Raw genomic sequence first — 18801 nt, 5'->3', positions numbered from 1 at the left:
CTCTCCTTTAACAGCAAGCAGAGGCCGACGAATAGTCAGCCTCCTGCCGCTTGGATTAAAGACGGTACATGGAGATCTTATTTTTTCGTTACGGCTCCGGTTACGTCGCGGGTTACTTGCATTTTGCCGATCGGGATGTAGCCGAGCTCGGTTACGTCCGAATTTTGAATTTCATCGGAAAGCACGAAGTCGATCAGCGCTTTGACGGCCGCGTTCGGCTCGCCTTTCGTGTACATGTGCTCGTATGCCCATACCGGATAAGTGCCTGCCGCCACATTGTCGGCCGTTGCTTCAACACCGTCGTATTTCAATGCTTTTACGGAATCGTCCAGGTAGGAAAGCGCCAAGTATCCGATAGCTCCCGGCGTTTCAGCAACCAGCTTTCTAACCGTACCGGAGGAATCCTCTTGGATCGAACCCGGCAGATCTTGGGACGTTTCGCCCAAGGCATACTTTTCGAACGTTTTGCGCGTACCGGAGCTGGCAGGACGGTTGACAAGAACGATCGCTTGATCGGCGCCGCCTACGTCTTTCCAGTTCGTGATTTTTCCGGTGAAAATGTCGACCAGCTGCTGCTTCGTCAATCCGTCAACGTTAGCTTTAGGGTTAGCTACCGCTGCGATCGATACGACAGCCACTTGGTGATCGACGAGTTCCTTTGCTTTATCGGCATCCGCGTCCTTGAACTTCTCTTCGGCGAAAATATCGGAGTTGCCGATATCGGCTTGGCCTGCTTGGACTTGAGTCAGTCCGCCGCCGCTGCCGCCGCCTTGAACAGTTACCGTAACGCCGCTGTTTTTGTCCATGAATTTTTTCGAGACTTGATCGACAAGAGGCTGAAGTGCTGTCGAACCGGCTGCGAGAATCGTACCGCTCAAATCCGAGCCGGCACCGTTGTCCGTGCTTTCCGAAGCGGGGTCGCTTGGGCTGCCGCTTGATTCCGAGTTGTTGCTCTTGCCGCAAGCGGCCAAGGTGAAGGCGAGAACAAGCGTCAACAGCAGGACTAACGATTTTTTCATTTCTGATTTCCCCTCTCTAATGCTCGTGCTTATTTTTTTTGGACCAGGATCACGATCGTTCGATTGCCTCGTCCGGCACAGTTCTTATTCTAGCGAGCCTATTTTAACGTTATGTTTTCAATTTGTTATCGCATTGTAAAATCGTCATTGGGATAACAATTAATTGTTCAAGTCCGGACGTTTGCCCGTCACGAGATAGACGGCGCTCTCTCCGATGTTCGTCGCATGGTCGGCGAACCGCTCCAAGTATCGCCCGACGAAGCTAAGCAGCATCGATTGGCTGATCGTCTTCGGATCCTCGACCATCATCGTGAACAGCTCGCGAATGATCTGGCTGTACAGAGCGTCAACCGTATCGTCGTCCTTCGCCATCTTGTAAGCGAGATCGACGTTTTCCTCCAAATAGGAATTGACGGCGTCCTTCGTCATTTGCACCGTAATTTCGGCCATTCGCGGCAGGTCGATCAAAGGCTTGATAAGCGTTTGGCCGTCCAGTCGCAGCACGACTTTAGCTACATCGACGGACAGGTCGCCCATCCGCTCCAGATCGCCGCTAATTTTGAAAGCCGCCAGAATGCTGCGCAGATCCTTGGCTACGGGCTGCTGCGTCGCGATCAGCTTGGCGCCCAGTTCGGTTATTTTTACTTCGAGATTGTTAAGCTCGAGATCGCTGCCGATAATGGCTTTCGCCTTCGCGATGTCCAGCGTCTTAAGGGCGTTCATCGATTCCGTCAGCGCCGATTCCACTCTGGTGCCCATTTCCCGAAGCAGGCTTTGAAGCTCTTCCAATCCCAAATCGAACTCTCTGCGTTTAACCATCATTGTCGATATCCCCCTCGGTTCCGATCGTTAGCCGAATCGGCCGCTAATATAGTCTTCCGTACGCTTGTCTTCCGGATTGGAGAACAGCTTCTCGGTGTCGGCATACTCGATGACTTCTCCGTTCAGGAAAAAGACGGTTTGATTCGATACGCGCGCGGCCTGGTGCATATTGTGCGTTACCATGACGATCGTGTATTTATCCTTCAGCTCTTGCGCCAGCTCCTCGATCTTGAGCGTCGAGATCGGATCGAGCGCGGAAGTCGCTTCGTCCATTAGAAGAATGTCCGGCTCCACCGCGAGCGCGCGGGCAATGCACAGCCGCTGCTGCTGACCGCCCGACAGGCTAAGCGCGGAACGCTTCAGGTGATCCTTCGCTTCGTTCCACAGCGCTGCGCCGCGCAAGGACGTCTCTACGATTTCGTCCAGCTTCTGGCGGCTCTTAATGCCGTGCAGACGAGGACCGTAGGCGACGTTGTCGTAGATCGATTTCGGAAACGGGTTCGGCTGCTGGAACACCATACCTACCTTTTTCCGCAGCGTCTCGACGTCAACGTCTTTGCCGTAAATATCCGTGCCGGAAATTTTGATGCTTCCTTCAATATTCGTTCCTTGAATCATATCGTTCATCCGGTTCAGCGAGCGAAGCAGCGTGGACTTGCCGCAGCCCGACGGGCCGATGAAGGCGGTAATCGCCTTTTCGGGAATTTTCATGTTTACGTTTTTAAGCGCCTGGAACGATCCATAGAATAGATTCAGGCGCTCGATCTCTATCAAAGCCTGCATAACGGTTTCCTCCGGTCGCATTGGGGTTGTTTTTATTTATTTTCACGCGAATTATATAAAATCCGTGTTAACGGAAAACGCCTGTATTGTAAACGCAGTGTAAAATCGGTCGACAGTTAACGAAGCTTGCGCTCTTTGATCCAGAGCGGTATCCGGAAAACAATGTTGATAGCGAGCACGATGAACAAGAGAACGGCGGCCGCTTTGGCCGATATGTCCGCCGCATCCGGCACGATCGCCTCGGACTGGACGTACCAGAGATGGACCGCGAGCGTCTCGCCCGGAGACAGCAGGTTGAAGTCCCACATCATACCGGAAGTCGTCACGCCGGCCGTCAGAATGATGACTGCGCTCTCGCCGAATGCGCGTCCCGCGACGAGGCATATGCCGGTAACAATCCCGTTCAATCCGGCGGGAATAAGCACTTTGCGGATCGTTTGCAAATGGGTAGCTCCTAGCGCGAACGATGCGCTGCGCAGCTCCTTGGGAACGGCGCGGATCGCCTCTTCCGTTACGCGGGTAAGAACGGGCAAGTTCAAGAACGCCAAGCTGACCGCGCCTCCGATAATAGTGAGGCCAAGCTCGAACATCTCGACGAACAAGGCGATGCCGAACAATCCGAAAATAATCGATGGAACGGACGCCAAACCCTCGACGCAAATGCGGATCAGCCCGATCAGCTTGTTGTCCGGGGCGAACTCGGCCAAATAAATGCCGGAAGCCATTCCGAGAGGAACCGCGATAATAAGCGATATGATCAGCATGTAGAAAGAGTTGAACAACGCGGGACCGATCCCCCGCCTTCCTCGATTTCGCTCGGAAGCCCGAAGACGAAATCCCAGGTCAGCTGCGGCAGACCGCGTTGAAGAATAAGAAACAACAGGCCGATGATGAAAAGAACGACGCAGGACGCGACTCCCCATACGAGGAAAGTGAAGAGACGGTTATTGACTTGGTTGACGCGATTGACTCCTGTCATCTTCATGCTTTCGCCCCCCTCTTCTGCAGCAATCTGACGAAGACTATCATGATCAAGGAAATGACGAGAAGAATAAAGCCCATCATATATAGAGCGTAGTTCCAAGTTGAATCGAAAGGAACGTTCGGAATTTGCATAACGATATTGCTCGTCAGAACCGAAGTCGGCTTGAACAGAGCGTCCGCAAGCTGCGGCGTATTGCCGATTACCATGACGACGGCCATCGTTTCGCCGATCGCGCGGGCCATGCCAAGAATGATCCCGTACAGAATTCCGCTTTTGGCCGATGGAATGACGACTTTGACGATCGTTTGGAATCGGGTCGCTCCGAGCGCGTATGAGGCGTCCCTGAATTTTTGCGGTACGACGCTGATCGCGTCATCGCTGATCCGGCTAATCGTAGGCAGCACCATGATGCTCAGCACGATACCAGCGGCGAGAATTCCGTCTCCCATAACCGTGCCCGTTACGTCGCGAAGCAGCGGAATAAGCAAGGTGAGACCCAAAAACCCGTATACGACCGAAGGAATGCCGACCAGCAAGTCCAGAATTGGGCGCAACAAATTGCGCAGCCATTTCGGAGCCATCTCCGCCAAAAATACGGAAACGAAAATCGAGATCGGAACCGAAATAAGCAGTGTCAGAGCCGTAAGCGCAAACGTACCGAATATGAAAATGAAGGCGCCGTACGTTTCATTCTCCGGAGACCATTCCTTGGATAGAAAAAAAGTCTGGACCGGTACGTCTCGAAATGTCAGGATGCCCGTGCGGAACATGAAGAACAAGATCGAGAACAAGATGAGACATACGAAAACCGCGCTTGCGATACAGACGATCTTGAAAGTTTTGTTATAGAACAAAAGGCGGTTTTTTCGGTCCAGCGTTTTGCCGGAACCGGATTTGATACTTCGTCCGAGCTCGCCGGGTGCGACTATCGGGCTTGCTTGCGCTTGATTGAGCATGTGGACATCCTCCCATGAAGAAGCCAGCTCCCCGATAAGGCGGCGAAGCTGGCTTTTCCTCTCTATCATGCCGTTCTTATTTCTTCATTGCGGACAGCGGAATGAATTTAAGCTTTTTCAGCGAGCCGTTTTGGAACTTGGAGCTTTTGATATAATCGATGAACGCTTTCGTCGCGCCGGTCGGCTGACCTTTCGTCATGTAGTAGCCGTAGCTCCACACTTTGTAAGTTCCGTTGATGACGTTAGCTTCGGTAGCTGCGACATCGTTGACTTTAAGAGCTTTGATTTTGTCGCCCGTCACGTACACGAGATCGATGTAACCGATCGCGTTCGGCGTCGTTTCGACGGCCGTTTTCATATCGCCGCTCGATTTCACTTCTTTGTAGTTGCTGCCCTTGCTCATGAATTCTCCGTTGAGCAGAGCTTTAATTTGGAAGTTGACGCGCGTGCCGGATCCGAATGCGCGGTTGACGACAACGATGTCGGCGTCGGAGCCGCCTACGTCCTTCCAGTTCGTCACTTTGCCGGAGAAAATATCGGCCAGCTGTTTGTTCGTCAAGCTGCTAACGTTTACGTTCTTGTTGACGATCGCCGCGAAAGGAATGACTGCAATCGGAGTAGCGACTTGGCCTTCGAACTTTTTGAAGCCCGGCACGTCCATCGATGCGTCCCAATCGCAAGCGCCGATATCGGCAATGCCTTTGCGCACCGCTTGCGGTCCGGTTACGGAGCCGGCAGCGGAAGCCGAAATTTTTACTTTCGGGTTAAGCTTTTTGAATTCGCTGGCCGCTTGAAGCGTCAGCGGAAGCAGAGCGGAAGAACCGTTGACTACGATTTTGCCTTTCAGGGAGCTTGCCGCTCCTACGGACGATACGGAAGAAGTAAGCAGGGCGACAGCCATAGCTGCTACGGTTAATAGTTTGAAGCTTTTTTTCACGATGTTCGTTTCTCCTCTCGAGTGCCTCGCTGGATTATCGGGTTACCTGTTTCCAGTTCCCGCTTTCATTGACGTACGTTTTTCCGTCTTGCACGATTGCGATCAAACCGCCCGCGCTTACTGCTATTTCCGATACGGAATCGGATACCGTGTACAGCAGCTTGCTCTCTCCCGTCAGCGTATCGACGATAGAGATCAGGTTGGAGCCTGCCGGGCCGGAAGTCAGAACGTAGGCTTTGCCGCCGATAATCAACGATTGCAGCACGTCTTTATCTCCCAGAAGAACTTTCAGCGCTTGGCTTTTGCCAACCGAGCTTAGAACCGAATTCCCATCCGTCGGAACGCTTACGAAGTAAGCGAAATGTCCGTCGTCGGAAGCTTGGAAGAAAACTTTATCTTCCGAATTGGTAGTCAGCTTGACGGGCTTGCCATCCTTTTCCGTCGCATCGAAGCTGTAAATTTGCGGCTCCGTGCCCGTCGTGTCGATAGCGACGTCATCCGCATCGACCGGTTTGTCGGAAGGAGCGGTGACAGCGCCCGGCTTCGTTACGATATAAGTGAACAGGTTGCCGTTGGACGATACGTTGAGGTTCGATTTGTAATCGACTTTATCCTCAAGCACCTTCGTCAGCTTGCCGTCCGCCGTATCGAGCTTGACGATTACGCTGCCTTTATCGCCTTGCAGGAAGTAGATGGAGTTGCTGTCCGCAGACCATACCAGCTCCGGCTTAATATTCGTATCTGCGCTCACTTGCGCCGATGCTTTAGTCGCCAGATCGATCACGTACACAGCTCCGGTATTGTCGGTAAAAGCCGCTTTTTTGCCATTAGGGGATACGACAAGCTCGGAAGCGTTAGGATTGTTCAGAAGCTCCTCGAATTTGCCCGTATGTACGTTGAGCAAGTAATCGACGCGGCCTGCTTCCGTGTCCTTGGAGACGATCAGGCGGTTGACATCCAACCAATCCACACGGTCAGCGTCTTCCAGAAGCTCGCCGGTCGTTTCGATCGAAGCGACTCCGGAAGCGTCAAGCTCTACAGTGCCGCCAAGGCTCTTGATATAAGCATCGAGCTCGATGTAGTTTTTGTATTTCACGTTCGTGACGGGCGCCGTCAGTTTCTGCGCAATGCCGTCTACCGAAATATTGTCGCTGTTCTTCGAAAGCACTACCGTATGTCCATTCAACGTAACCGTTACAATGCTGCCGGCGAACGTAATATCGGCTCCGAGCGCCTCTCCCAAATCGCGAACGCTGGCAAGCGTCTTGCCGTTCTGGGAAATCGTTTCAATCGAAGCTTCGATTCCGTTAACCGAATAGATCGTGCTTTGAACGTTTACCGCGGATGCTGCGTTTACGGCTCCAACCACAGTAACGCCTAAAGCTGCTGCAAGAACGGTCGAGCTGATCGTCTTTTTCATAGACATCGACTTTTGTCACCTTTCCTGTTCTCTAATTTGTTTGCTAGGAAAATTATAGTTTTCCTATGTCAATGGATTGTTAGCTCTCCTCGATTTGAATGTTAATTATTACCGTCAATTGACCGATTTTCTGTCTCTCCCGCCTGCTGTGTTAAGCGAATGTAATTCCCCCCCTTTTGCCGCTCATGCTCGTTGTTTCCTTGCCTGCGCTATCCCCTTCGCTCAGCCGCCATTTCGCCATCCCCGATGTCATCGGCATAGCCCTCTAGCCAAAATGCTTCTGGTTTCGCTAGCGAATAATTCCCCCTGCTAACTTGCCAATTTGTTATCCGCCTTCCTCTTGCCGGATCGCCGCCCCGCCCCTTACTCTCGTTATCCCCTTAACTCAGCAGCGACAAAAAGTATAAACCCCCTCTTGAAATGGAAACATTTGTTTGATACAATAAAAATAAGAACATACGTTCCTTTTTTAGGAGGCGAAACCGTATGAATAACGAGTCTATTCATCCGTTCATGGATAAGGAAGAAGACTGCCAGCTTGCCCTGTTCGCGGCGAAATGGCCGGATGGATTCCGTTGCCCGCATTGCTCGCACCCTCACGCTGCCGTTATTCGAACGCGTCGATTGCCTCTTTATCAATGCCGTTCGTGCCGCCTTCAAACTTCTCTGATTGCGTCGACCATTATGGAAGGAAGCCGCACATCTTTGACAAAATGGTTCCAAGCTATCCACCTTCACTCTCTCCCTTCCGGAATCAGCGCCTCCCGTTTAAGTCGAATTATTAACGTTACTTACAAAACAGCATGGCTCATCTGCCACAAAATTCGGCACGCCATGAGCAGCTCCGAAGATAGCCGTCGGCTTGCCGGTCTCGTGCGCATCAATGCCTCTCTCTACGGTCGGTATGAATCTGCTCATTCCGATTTCCCATCCATGCAAGTTCCGCTGCTGATCGCCGCCTCTATTGGCCCGCATGGCGAACCCGAGCATATGAAAATCAAACTCATGAAAGAATTCGCCCAGCGCAAATCCATTACCATGCAAGGCGTTCATACCTTTATTGAAAATCATTTAAGCGACGACTCTCTTGCGGAAGTTATCGGAACGCAATCCTTTTATCGATTGCGGAAGCTTCGCTGTCCTATTCTTAAGCAAACCGTTCAAGAAGCTAGAGTATGGATACGCGACACTTTCCAGGGAATCGGACCGAAGCATTTGCAAGTATACTTGGATCAATTCATCTGGATGCTCAACGCTAGGAAAACAGCCGAAAACCACCCTTTCGATACGCTGCTCAGTCTCTCCGCTTCGCTTCCGGTCATTACTTATCCGGTATTGATCGGCAAGTATCCGAATTCGGCACAGATCAGATCTCGACCGCAGAGCAAAGCAGCTTAGCTTTATTTTGCTAGGTCGATCCGAGCAATATTAGCGGAAGATGCTTTACTAGGTCGATCTAGTCAATCAGAGAAATTGGTAGGTTTGTTTTTTCTATCAACAATCGCATAAATGGGTTTTCTGGTGGGTTACGTAACTGCTGAGCGAAGGGGATAAGGCTTGTAAGCGAAAAAAACGAATAGGCGGCACGCGAGGCACTATAGCGGAGAATACGGTTAATGCGGTCGATTCGAGTTTGTATGCACATATAAAAAAATACCTTTCTTCCCATCCGAGGATGGAATGAAAGGAGGATCATTCGTTTTATTGATTTGCTTCAAGAGAGATTGGGCGGGTTTCCGTTCATTTGGGCGACGAGTTTTTCGAACTCGACGCCTATTTTGTTTAATAGATCGTTGGCGTCCCTGGATACACCGTTTAACCGGTCCGCCGCTTCCATATTCCGCGTGGACGATTTCCACAGTTGATTGAACGTGTCCTCCGTCTTAACCACTTGCTGAACGCCGTGGTCAGCGCTGCGTTTTCCTTCTTTGACGAGAGACTCCGCCTCTTTGACCGCTTCGGTCATCGAACGGAGAAGCTTCGATATTTGATCGGTCGACTGCTTCGTCTGATCGGCCAGAGCGCGGACTTCGTCGGCTACTACGCCGAAGCCGCGGCCATGCTCGCCGGCCCGTGCCGCTTCGATCGTTGCGTTGACGGCTAGCAAGTTGCATTGGACGGCCAGCTCTCCGATCAATCGAATGATGCTGTCCGCGGAGGCTGTCCGCTGGGTCAGCTCCTCGATGGCACGGTCCTGACGAATGGCGATATCCGACCAGCGCTTGAACAAGTTGTGCATGTCGGACAAATCGTTTCTGCCCTTTTCCGTCGTCTCAAAAATCCGTTCGCTGCACTCCTGCGTATCTTTCGTCGTCACTGTCACCTTCTCGACGGCTCCGCGAATTTCTCCGATCATCGTTTCCGTTCCGCGAACGGTACGTATTTGCTTGTCCGACGTTTCCCGTTGAAGAAGCCTAGACATGTGGAGCAGATCGCTGACGGTAAGAATGCCCGCGAATTTTTGCTGCTTCGTCAAGACGACAACATCGTAAAAGGTTGACTCCTCACGAGACAATGCTCGGTCAATGAGCTCTTGAGGAGCAATGCTCGTATCCGTCATGAAAGGCTTCGCGTCCATAAGCACGGATATCGGCCTCTCCCCATACAGGGACATTCCGTAAAGCGAGCCCAGCATCCTGAAAAATCGATGCTTCATAATGAGACCAACGGGACGACGTCCTTCGTCGCATACTACGACGCATTCCAGCTCGCTTTTTTGCCGGAACAGGCCGACAAGCTCGCTGCACGCTTGGTCGCCGGACACAACTGGACAACCGCGCAGCCAGTCGGCAACGACGACGGGTTGAAACAATTCCCTTTCGATAAGAGCTTCAAGCGGCGGCGGGGTCAGTGACGCTGGTGGAGTCGATATCATCGGCGGCGTCGGTCGTTCAAGTAAAACCAGGCTCATATGAAGTCTCCTCGTATCCTTGAGAAGTAGAAGAAATTACCTTTAAATCAAGGCTAACAAAAGCTTGTCAAACTTCTGTATGCGAATTGTCATCCACATGTAAAACTTTGTCGAATTTTATCGATTAAATAATAAAAACCCGCCGAAACCGCCAGAGGCGGTTTTTGCGGGTTTTGCGAATAGAGCTTACACTTCCTCAATGCTGACCCAGGCGCCTCTTTCGATCGACAGATCGACCGCCTCCAGCACTTCCTGACAGCGAACGCCATCCAGGAAAGTTGGAGTGAACGGCGTGCCTTCCATAATGTGCTTCACAAATTCGTACACGATATGAACGAAGCCGTGCTCATAACCGATCGCATGACCGACCGGCCACCAGTTGCCGGCATATTTGTGAGAGGCGTCTGTCGCATTGATCGTTCGGAACCCTGCCAGGTTAGGCTCGTCCTCGCGGAAATACACTTCAAGCTCGTTCAAGCGCTCAAGGTCCCAACGAATCGACCCCTTGCTGCCGTGAATTTCGAACGTGTTGTGGTTTTTGCGGCCTGTTGCGAACCGGGAAGCGATGAACATCCCCATTGCGCCGTTTTTGAAATCCGCCAAAAAGCCGGTCGCATCGTCGACGGTGACTTCGCCGTATTCCGCCGAACCATTGCCCGACAAGCCTTCGGACGATTCGGGAATCGGACGCTGCTTCACGAACGTCCGGTTATGTCCGATGACTCGGTCAAACTCGCCGATCAAGAAGCGCGCAAGATCGATGCTATGAGCGTTAAGATCGCCATGCGCCCCGGAGCCGGCCACTTCCTTCTTCAAGCGCCAAGCAAGCGGGAAATTCGGATCGACGAGCCAATCCTGCAAATAAGTCGCTCTATAATGATGAATCTCTCCGAGACGGCCTTCGTCGATAATTTGCTTCGCCAGCTGTACAGCTGGAAGGAAGCGGTAATTGAAGCATATCGCGTGCTTAACGCCCGCTTTCTCGGCAGCGGCGAGCATCTCGCGGCCGTCGGCCAAATTCAGCGCCAGCGGCTTCTCGCAGAATACGTGCTTGCCTGCGGCAATAGCAGCCAGCGTAATTTCCTTGTGAGCGTCGGACGGAGCGTTGATGTCGACGATGTCGATATCCTCGCGCTCGACCAGCTTGCGCCAATCGGTCTCGTAGCTCTCCCAGCCGAACTTATCCGCCGCAGCTTTTACGCCCTGCTCGTCGCGGCCGCAGATCGCCTTCATGACGACATCAGCGTTCGTTTCGAAAAACATGCCGACGTCTTTGTAAGCATGGCTATGGGCTTTGCCCATGAATTTGTAGCCGACCATTCCTATGTTAATCTTGTTGTCGTTCACGCCCACCACATCTCACCGACCTTTTCCCTGAGAATAAGGCCATTCAGGAAGTTGGCCGCTTTGGTGAACCCTTCGTTGACGCTCATGAGGCCGTCTTCATGCTCGATGCTGATCGTTCCGTCGTAACCGACGAGGCGGAGCGTGCTGATGAGATCCTTCCAGAATTCATCGTCATGACCGTATCCGACCGTACGGAACACCCATGAACGTTCCAGAATTTCTCCGTAGTTCTTATTGTCGAGAACGCCGTTGATTGCCGTGTTGCGCTTGTCGAATTTCGTATCCTTAGCGTGAACGTGATAGATGGAATCTCCGAGTACTTTGACGCACTCGATCGGATCCATCCCTTGCCAGAACAAGTGGGAAGGATCGAAGTTGACGCCGATGTTGTCGCCTGCTTCCCGGCGGAGGCGAACCGCCGTCTCGGTGTTGTAAACCAGGAAGCCCGGATGCGCTTCGATGGCGACCTTGACCCCGTGCTTGCGCAAAAAGGCGGATTGCTCCTTCCAGTAAGGTATGGCGATTTCGTTCCATTGCCATTCGAGAACGGTAAGGAAATCTGGCGGCCATGGGCATGTGACCCAGGACGGATATTTGGAATTGACCGATTCTCCAGGACAGCCGGAGAACGTAATGACGGTGTCGACGCCGAGCTTTTCGGCAAGCTGTACGGTGGCGACGAAATCGTCGTGGTGCGATTTGGCGATCGCTTGATCGGGATGCAGCGGGTTGCCGTGGCAGCTGAGAGCGCTGATCGTAAGTCCGCGGGATTGTACCGCCTCGCGAATGCGCTCTATCGCAGCATCGTCGTTAACGATCGCCTGAGCGTTCACATGCGAGGTTCCCGGAAAAGCTCCGGTTCCGATTTCTACGGCGAGACAGCCGGCATTTTTAGCCGAGTCCAACGCTTCCTCGAACGACTGCTGTCCGAATAATACGATGAATACACCAAGTTTCACTGAAGACGACCTGCCTTTCGTTGATCGAAATTTACGTTGCGCTTTGGTACGCTTGAAACGTTTGGCGGCGACAAAATGTACGCGTGTCCATTCACATTACTAGTGTATCTGAAAACGTACGCATTTTGCCACCCTAATTTGCTTGTCGTTCCGATTTTCGTTAAACGAAGCTTATCGCTTGGCCTTTATTCGCGGATTCGTAGACGGCTTCGAGAATTTGTTGGACGACGAGCCCTTGCTTGGCTGTGACAACCGGAGATTCATCGTTCAGAATCGCATGGATCCAGGCGCGCGCCTCCTGCTCGGCCGCATCGTTAGGCACGTCCCCGCCCCATGCGGAGCCGAGTTGAACCTCTTTTGTGTAGAGGCGTCCGTGTTCTTCTCCGTTCACGCGAAGGCCGCCCTTCATGTCGGCGCCGGCTTTCGTTCCGCTTAACGACACTTTCGCTTCGTCCACGTCTAGCGTATTAAGAGCCCAACTCGATTCAAGCCAGACGGTAGCGCCGCTCTTCATCGTAATCATGGCAAACGCCGAATCTTCAACCGTAAATTTGGAAGGATCCCACGGTCCCCATTCGTTCGCTTTGCTGCCTTGCTCGGCAAGCTTGCGATACGAGGTGCCAAGCACCGTTTTCGGTTCGTAATTATTCATGAACCAAAGCGCCAGGTCGAGCGCGTGCGTTCCGATATCAATGAGCGGACCCCCGCCTTGTTTTTCCAAATCCAAAAAGACGCCCCAAGTCGGAACGGCCCGGCGTCTGACCGCATGGGCTTTAGCCAAATAAATTTCGCCCAGCTCGCCGTTCCTGCACGCTTCGTTCAGCCATAGGCATTCGCGGCGGAATCGATTCTGGTAAGCAATACTCAGCTTGCGTCCCGTCCGCTCGGACGTATCGAGCATCCGCTGCGCGTCAATCGCCGTCTTCGCCATTGGCTTCTCGCAGAGCACGTGCTTGCCCGCTTCCATAGCGGCAATCGAGATTTCCGCATGCGTGTCGTTGGGCGTGCATACGTGAACGACATGAACGTTCGGATCGTTCAGCAGCTCATGAACGTTCGTGTACACCCTCGCGTCATGTGTTCCGTATTTCGATTTCGCTTCTTCGCCTCTCTCGTAGGCCACATCGAAAAAAGCGGTCACTTGCGCTTCCGGGATTTTGGCGAGAGCAGGCAAGTGTTTTCCCATGGCGATTCCGCCGCAACCGATCATACCAACATTGACTTTATTCAAGATACTTGTCCTCCTTGCGGATTTTATGCATTAATTCTACAATGAGTGTATCATTCATCGAATAAAATCCCATCACTTGTAATGGGATGATTATATGCGATTTTGGCATTCGGGAGGTTTTTTACGACTATGCAGCCCGTTAAGGAAAATATCAAGTACGAGAATCCGTTGCTTTCCTTGAAAATATGGCAAGTTTCCCGCGACACCGAAGGGTTTATTAACTGGCATTACCATCCCGAATGCGAGATACTGCTCGTTCAATCCGGCGAAATGGATGTCGATGTCGGCGACGAGACGTACCACCTCGCTTCGGGCGACGTCGTTCTCGTCGGCAGCTCCCAGCTGCACAGAGATCGAAGCTACGACCGGGCGCTTGAGTATATCGTCCTGCAATTCGACCTGCAATCCTTTTTCGACCAAAGTACGATTCCCTATTTGCAATATTTTAATGAAACCAAGGTGCCCTTAAGCTCCATGAACTACATTTTCAAGGAAAACGAAGAAGCCCGCGCAGCCGCCTTCGAGTGCATCCGTCAAATTCACGAAGAAGCGCAGCAAAAAGAAAGCGGTTACGAGCTCGCCGTTAATCTGCTGATCAAAAAGCTCCTGCTCCTCCTGATCCGCAATGATTCCAAGGGACTGCTCGCTGGACAAGACAGGATGGAGCGGATTCGCCTCAAGCCGGTGCTCGATTTCGTGGAAACGAAAATCGACGAACGCATAGCGGTCGAAGACGCTTGCCGGCTCGCCAATATGAGCTACTATTACTTCGTCAAATTTTTCAAAAAAATAATGGGACTCTCCTTCACCGAATACGTCAACTTTCGAAAAATAAAAAGAGCCGAACAATTGCTGCTCACCCGCGACTTGAGCGTAAGCGAAGTGGGCGACCAAATCGGGATGGCCAATATGGCGCACTTCTACAAGATGTTCAAGCGATTCAACGGCTGCTCTCCGAAAGAGTTTCAACGCAAAATGCTCGAATGGGGACGAGCGACCGTGTGAGCTTGCTCTGCACATGAAACATCGTGTTGCGAGCTTGTCGGCATTATCCCCTTCGCTAAGCGAGTCGCACTTTCGTTCTTTCTCCGTCAGCTCCAAATCAAAATAAGCCATAAGAAAGAAAAAAGCCGGGGCTCAGCGCCCCGGTCCGTTCGTCTTGCGGTTAACGATCAATTTGTAACCGACGCCTCTAATCGATTCGATCTGCACCGTCTGCTGGTTAAGCTCAAGCTTCTTGCGTAGCGAGCTGACGTGTACGTCCACCGTGCGCTGGCCGCCGATATAATCGAAGCCCCAGACGACGTTCATCAAATCGTCCCTCGTAATGACAATCCCCGGCCGTTCGGCCAAGTATAGCAAAACCTCGAATTCCTTCGGTCTCAGCGTAATCCATTGACCGTTCAGGAACACCTCGTATTTGTCCGGGAAAATTTGCAAATCCCCGAGCGCGATTACCTTGTCGCCGGCCGATCCGGCAGTCGGCTTGTTCTCTTCGTTGCGGGAACGGCGAAGCACCGCGGAAGTCCGGGCAAGCAGCTCCGCAACGCCGAACGGCTTCGTAATATAATCGTCCGCTCCAAGCTTAAGCCCCTGCACCACTTCTTCCTCGGCATTGCGCGCCGTCAGAATGATGACCGGGGTTTTGACGTGATTCTGGCGCAGCTTCTGCAGCACCTCGAACCCGTTCATGCCGGGAAGCATCAAATCGAGAAAAATGATGGCATACGTATCGTGAATAGCGCGATGGAGCCCCTCTGCCCCATTGCCGACCACTTCCGTCTCGTACCCCTCCTGAGAGAGATTGTAAGTAACGAGACGAGCCAGCGTCGGTTCGTCTTCAATAATGAGCACTTTATCCGACATCGTGTCCTCCGGTCCGGCGGCTTTCGAATCTCGATCCGCCTATCGCACTCAGCTCAACTTGCTCTACAAGCCAGTTTTATCATATGGATGTAAAGAAAGCGTCATCGTAGTGTTAACGTAACGTAAAAAGGTAAATTAACCGTTACGGCTGGAGCATCGGAAGCTCCAAAATAAATTGCGAGCCTACGCCGACCGTGCTTTCTACCCGTATGGAGCCGCGGTGCAATTCCACCAAATGCTTAACGATCGAAAGCCCCAATCCCGTACCTCCCGAGCTTCGGGATCGGGCTTTGTCGACCCGGTAAAACCGTTCGAATATTCGCGGCATATCCTTCTTCGGAATGCCGATTCCCGTATCGGACACCGTAATCCGCACCCAATCCATCGGCTCGTCGTCGCCTTCGTCCGTCGTAAAAGCTTCGGCTATAACCTTCACCTTGCCGCCATCCGTCGTGTAATTGATTCCGTTCTGAATGAGGTTCATGAGCATTTGCCCGAGCCGATCCTCGTCCGCTTCGATAAACAGCCCTGCTTCCGACGAAATATCGAGGCTTATGTTTTTCTTCGCTGCTTCCGCCGCGAGCAGCTCCTTCATCCGTTCGAGGAACGAATCCATGTCGATCGGCGAAAATTGCAGCGGGGAGCGCCGCGATTCGATCTTGGACAGCTCTAAAATATCGCCGATCAGTCGGTTCAGCCGGTCGCTCTCGTCCTGGATGATCGTCAAGAAGGATCGAGCCGTCTCCCCGTCGTTCATCGCCCCGGCGAGCAGTGTCTCGGCAAAGCCCTTGACGGCGGCGACAGGCGTCTTCAGCTCGTGCGAGACGTTCGCGACGAATTCGCTGCGCATGTTCTCCAGACGGCGAATCGCCGTCACGTCCTGCATGACGAGAAGAAGTCCCGGCTCCTCGTCGTCGCTCATCGTCATCGGCACGAGACTGATCTGAAGCATACGCTCCTCCGGATAATAGACCGTCAGCTCGTCGTACAGCTTGTCGCCGTGCTCCAGCCCTGTCCGAATAAGCTGGACGAGCTCGTAGTGCTGCTTGAACTCCGTGAAGCTTCGTCCGACTCGCTCCTTGCCGGTGTTTCCGAGAAGCTGCTCCGCCTCCCGGTTGTACAGCGTTATGCGGCCGTCGTGGGCGATCATGACGACTCCGCTCGTCATATTGTCCAGAACGCTCTGGAGCCGCGAACCGTTCCGACCGATCTGATCGAGCTGCTCCTGCAGATTCGCGCCCATCGCGTTTAGCGTCCGGGCAAGCTCGCCCAGCTCGTCGCGGCCGCCTTCCGGTATGCGGATTGCATAATCCATATTGGCCATCCGCTTGGCGGCCGCCGTCATCTTCTCAAGCGGCCGCGTAACGCCGAGCGCAACCCGGTAGCTGACGATGGCGGCCAAAGCGAACAGCAACGCGAGGCCGAAGACGAGAGCGAGCCACATGTTGTTCAAGCTCCGCTCGACGTCGCTCAGGCTCATCGATAGACGAATAACGCCGACGACGCGATCGCCGGATTTGAACGACTGGGCCACGTAGAGCATATTTTGCCGGAGCGTCTCGCTCCTTCGAATGCTGCTGCCTTCGCCGCTCTCCAGCGCCTCTCTTATTTCTTCCCGATTTTTGTGATTTTCCATCGTGACGGGATCGTGATCGGAATCGCCGACCACGACGCCGTCCGGACGGATGTAGGTCACGCGCATGCCGGCAATATCCTTGAACCGCTGCGCCTGCTGCTGCAAAAAAGCGACTTGACCCTCGACCTCGGTAGTCTCGGGCCATGGAGCCATCGCGTTCAACACTTGCGTCTCGCGAATCATATGTTCGCGGAGGGCGTCCTGATGATTCTTTTTATAATATTGACCGGTGAACAAGCCTGCCGCCAATACGGATAATCCGATCAGCAGCATAAACAAGGCAGTCAGCTTCAAGCGAAACTTCGTCATCGGGCGCCTCCGTCGGCAAAGTCGGCTTATTTATTTGAATACGGGATCCTTGAATTGGGCTAGCTTTTGCTTGGAGCTCTGCTCGACTTCCGCATGAAGGCTGTTGCCGTGCGAATCCATCGTGACGATTGCCGCGAAGCCTTCCACGTCGAGATGCCACATCGCTTCCGGGATGCCGAATTCCATGAAATCAACGCTTTTAACGCCTTTGATGCATTCCGCGTAATATTGAGCGGCTCCGCCGACGGCGTTCAAGTAGACGCCTCCGTGCTCCTGGAGCGCCGCGAGCGTCTTCGGCCCCATGCCGCCTTTGCCGATAACCGCGCGGATGCCGAATTTTTGAATGATGTCGCCCTGGTAAGGCTCCTCGCGAATGCTCGTCGTCGGACCTGCCGCTTTTACGTGCCATCCGTCGTCGTCCTTCAGCATAACGGGGCCGCAATGGTAAATAACGCCGCCGTTCAAATCGACCGGAGAGTCGTGATCCATCAAATACTTGTGCAGGGCATCGCGGCCTGTATGCATTTCACCGTTCAAAATAACGACGTCGCCGACCTTCAGCTGACGAACGTCTTCCTCGGACAAAGGCGCCTTCAGCACAATTTCGCGTCTGGGAGCCGAAGTATCCTCGGCCGCTTCCGTCTTCATTGGAACGGAGCTGCCTCCCTCGTACGACCATTCCTTAATCTCGTGCGTCGTTCCGTCAAGAACGACGCCTTGCCGGCGGAATGCCCAGCAATTGTAGGCGACGGATACGAAAAAGCTGGCCGGAAGACGGTTGTTTACGCCAACCTTGCAGCCGAGCAGCGTCACGTTGCCGCCGAAGCCCATCGTGCCGATGCCGAGCTGGTTCGCTTTGTCCATGACGTATTCTTCCAGCTGCCTCAGCTCCGGAATCGGATTCACATCGTCCGCGGAGCGGAACAGCTGATGCTTCGCCAGCTCGTAGCCCGTCGTCCGGTCGCCTCCGATGCCGACGCCGATGAACCCTGCGCTGCAGCCCTGACCCTGCGCCTGGTAAACCGCGTGCATAACGCATTTGCGAATGCCGTCCAAATCGCGTCCCGCTTTGCCTAACCCCTCAAGCTCGCATGGCAGGCTGTACTGAATGTTCTTGTTTTCGCAGCCGCCGCCCTTCAGAATCAGCTTCGCTTCGACGACATCCTTTTCCCATTGCTCGAAGTGAATGACCGGCGTTCCCGCGCCGAGATTATCCCCCGTGTTCGCTCCCGTCAGCGAATCGACGGAATTGGTGCGCAGCTTGCCGTCCTTCGTGGCGCGGGCTACCGCATTTTTGATTTCCTGCTTCATGACGATTTGATTGGCGCCGACGGGCGTATGTACGATAAAAGTCGGCATGCCGGTATCCTGACAGATCGGCGACACGTTGCATTCCGCCATCTCGATATTTTGCGCTATTGTCGTAAGGGATAGTCCCGCGCGGGTAGCGCGGTCCTCCTCTTCGCGGGCGGCGGCAATGGCTCTGCGCACATCGGCCGGAAGATTAGTGGACGTCTCGACGATTAACTTGTACATGCTTTCTTCGAAAGTAGACATGATAGATGAAAATGCTCCTCTCTGTACTCAAATGCTCTATACTCATTATAATAACATAGAGTG

15 protein-coding genes and 1 pseudogene are annotated in these 18801 nt (G+C 53.1%); 2 read left to right on the top strand and 14 right to left on the bottom strand.

All coding sequences use genetic code 11. The features are described 5' to 3' along the window. Window positions 1-77: 77 nt before the first annotated feature. From D3H35_RS20085 to D3H35_RS20055, 7 genes and pseudogenes are all read right to left on the bottom strand, one after another. Window positions 78-1019, bottom strand: a complete 942-nt coding sequence (locus D3H35_RS20085; protein WP_119150936.1) for a phosphate ABC transporter substrate-binding protein — start codon at window positions 1017-1019, stop codon at window positions 78-80. 159 nt (window positions 1020-1178) lie between these two features. Further along, on the bottom strand, window positions 1179-1838 hold the full coding sequence (gene phoU, locus D3H35_RS20080) for a phosphate signaling complex protein PhoU (RefSeq protein WP_119151248.1): 660 nt from the start codon (window positions 1836-1838) through the stop codon (window positions 1179-1181). A 30-nt stretch (window positions 1839-1868) separates the two neighbouring features. Next, a complete protein-coding gene (pstB, locus tag D3H35_RS20075) occupies window positions 1869-2624 on the bottom strand; it encodes a phosphate ABC transporter ATP-binding protein PstB (RefSeq protein ID WP_199728552.1) in 756 nt (251 codons plus the stop codon). A 116-nt stretch (window positions 2625-2740) separates the two neighbouring features. Further along, window positions 2741-3609, bottom strand: a pseudogene (gene pstA, locus D3H35_RS20070) (phosphate ABC transporter permease PstA). Further along, entirely contained in the window at window positions 3606-4565 is a 960-nt protein-coding gene (pstC, locus tag D3H35_RS20065) for a phosphate ABC transporter permease subunit PstC (RefSeq protein WP_119151247.1), read from the bottom strand. Before pstC ends, pstA begins: the two are co-directional and overlap by 4 nt. A 76-nt stretch (window positions 4566-4641) precedes the next feature. Beyond that, on the bottom strand, window positions 4642-5502 hold the full coding sequence (locus D3H35_RS20060; protein ID WP_378125537.1) for a phosphate ABC transporter substrate-binding protein: 861 nt from the start codon (window positions 5500-5502) through the stop codon (window positions 4642-4644). A 34-nt stretch (window positions 5503-5536) separates the two neighbouring features. Then, window positions 5537-6928 carry a stalk domain-containing protein gene (locus tag D3H35_RS20055; protein ID WP_119150934.1) on the bottom strand — a complete coding sequence of 464 codons (1392 nt, stop codon included), beginning with the start codon at window positions 6926-6928 and terminating at the stop codon, window positions 5537-5539. Window positions 6929-7408: 480 nt separating this feature from the next. On the opposite strand from D3H35_RS20055, the gene D3H35_RS20050 reads away from it, so the two are divergent. Further along, a complete protein-coding gene (locus tag D3H35_RS20050; RefSeq protein WP_119150933.1) occupies window positions 7409-8320 on the top strand; it encodes a transposase in 912 nt (303 codons plus the stop codon). A 316-nt stretch (window positions 8321-8636) separates the two neighbouring features. Here D3H35_RS20050 and D3H35_RS34240 read toward each other — a convergent pair whose 3' ends face one another. The 4 genes from D3H35_RS34240 to D3H35_RS20030 all read right to left on the bottom strand — a co-directional run bounded on the left by D3H35_RS34240 (window position 8637) and on the right by D3H35_RS20030 (window position 13373). After that, window positions 8637-9833 (bottom strand): methyl-accepting chemotaxis protein, encoded by a 1197-nt coding sequence (locus D3H35_RS34240; RefSeq protein ID WP_119150932.1) that lies wholly within the window; start codon window positions 9831-9833, stop codon window positions 8637-8639. 186 nt (window positions 9834-10019) lie between these two features. Continuing rightward, window positions 10020-11153: a Gfo/Idh/MocA family protein gene (locus tag D3H35_RS20040; protein WP_119151245.1), complete on the bottom strand. Its 1134-nt coding sequence runs from the start codon at window positions 11151-11153 to the stop codon at window positions 10020-10022. 23 nt (window positions 11154-11176) lie between these two features. Beyond that, a complete protein-coding gene (locus tag D3H35_RS20035; protein ID WP_119150931.1) occupies window positions 11177-12139 on the bottom strand; it encodes a sugar phosphate isomerase/epimerase family protein in 963 nt (320 codons plus the stop codon). A 160-nt stretch (window positions 12140-12299) separates the two neighbouring features. After that, window positions 12300-13373 (bottom strand): Gfo/Idh/MocA family protein, encoded by a 1074-nt coding sequence (locus D3H35_RS20030; protein ID WP_199728577.1) that lies wholly within the window; start codon window positions 13371-13373, stop codon window positions 12300-12302. 126 nt (window positions 13374-13499) lie between these two features. Here D3H35_RS20030 and D3H35_RS20025 point away from each other — a divergent pair, with 126 nt between their 5' ends. Continuing rightward, complete coding sequence (locus tag D3H35_RS20025) at window positions 13500-14375, top strand: AraC family transcriptional regulator (RefSeq protein WP_119150929.1); 876 nt, start codon at window positions 13500-13502, stop codon at window positions 14373-14375. Window positions 14376-14507: 132 nt separating this feature from the next. Here D3H35_RS20025 and D3H35_RS20020 read toward each other — a convergent pair whose 3' ends face one another. The 3 genes from D3H35_RS20020 to D3H35_RS20010 all read right to left on the bottom strand — a co-directional run bounded on the left by D3H35_RS20020 (window position 14508) and on the right by D3H35_RS20010 (window position 18738). Next, on the bottom strand, window positions 14508-15236 hold the full coding sequence (locus D3H35_RS20020) for a response regulator transcription factor (protein WP_119150928.1): 729 nt from the start codon (window positions 15234-15236) through the stop codon (window positions 14508-14510). A gap of 142 nt (window positions 15237-15378) precedes the next feature. Beyond that, window positions 15379-17181: a two-component system histidine kinase PnpS gene (gene pnpS, locus D3H35_RS20015; protein ID WP_119150927.1), complete on the bottom strand. Its 1803-nt coding sequence runs from the start codon at window positions 17179-17181 to the stop codon at window positions 15379-15381. A 30-nt stretch (window positions 17182-17211) separates the two neighbouring features. Further along, the gene (locus D3H35_RS20010) at window positions 17212-18738 is read right to left on the bottom strand and encodes a fumarate hydratase (RefSeq protein WP_119150926.1); all 1527 of its coding nucleotides are present in this window, start codon (window positions 18736-18738) and stop codon (window positions 17212-17214) included. Window positions 18739-18801: the final 63 nt, after the last annotated feature.

Origin of the sequence: Cohnella faecalis (genome assembly GCF_003570905.1) — a bacterium.
In the GTDB taxonomy this organism is placed as follows: Bacteria; Bacillota; Bacilli; order Paenibacillales; family Paenibacillaceae; genus Cohnella; species Cohnella faecalis.
This window is presented reverse-complemented; position numbering and strand designations above follow the sequence as displayed.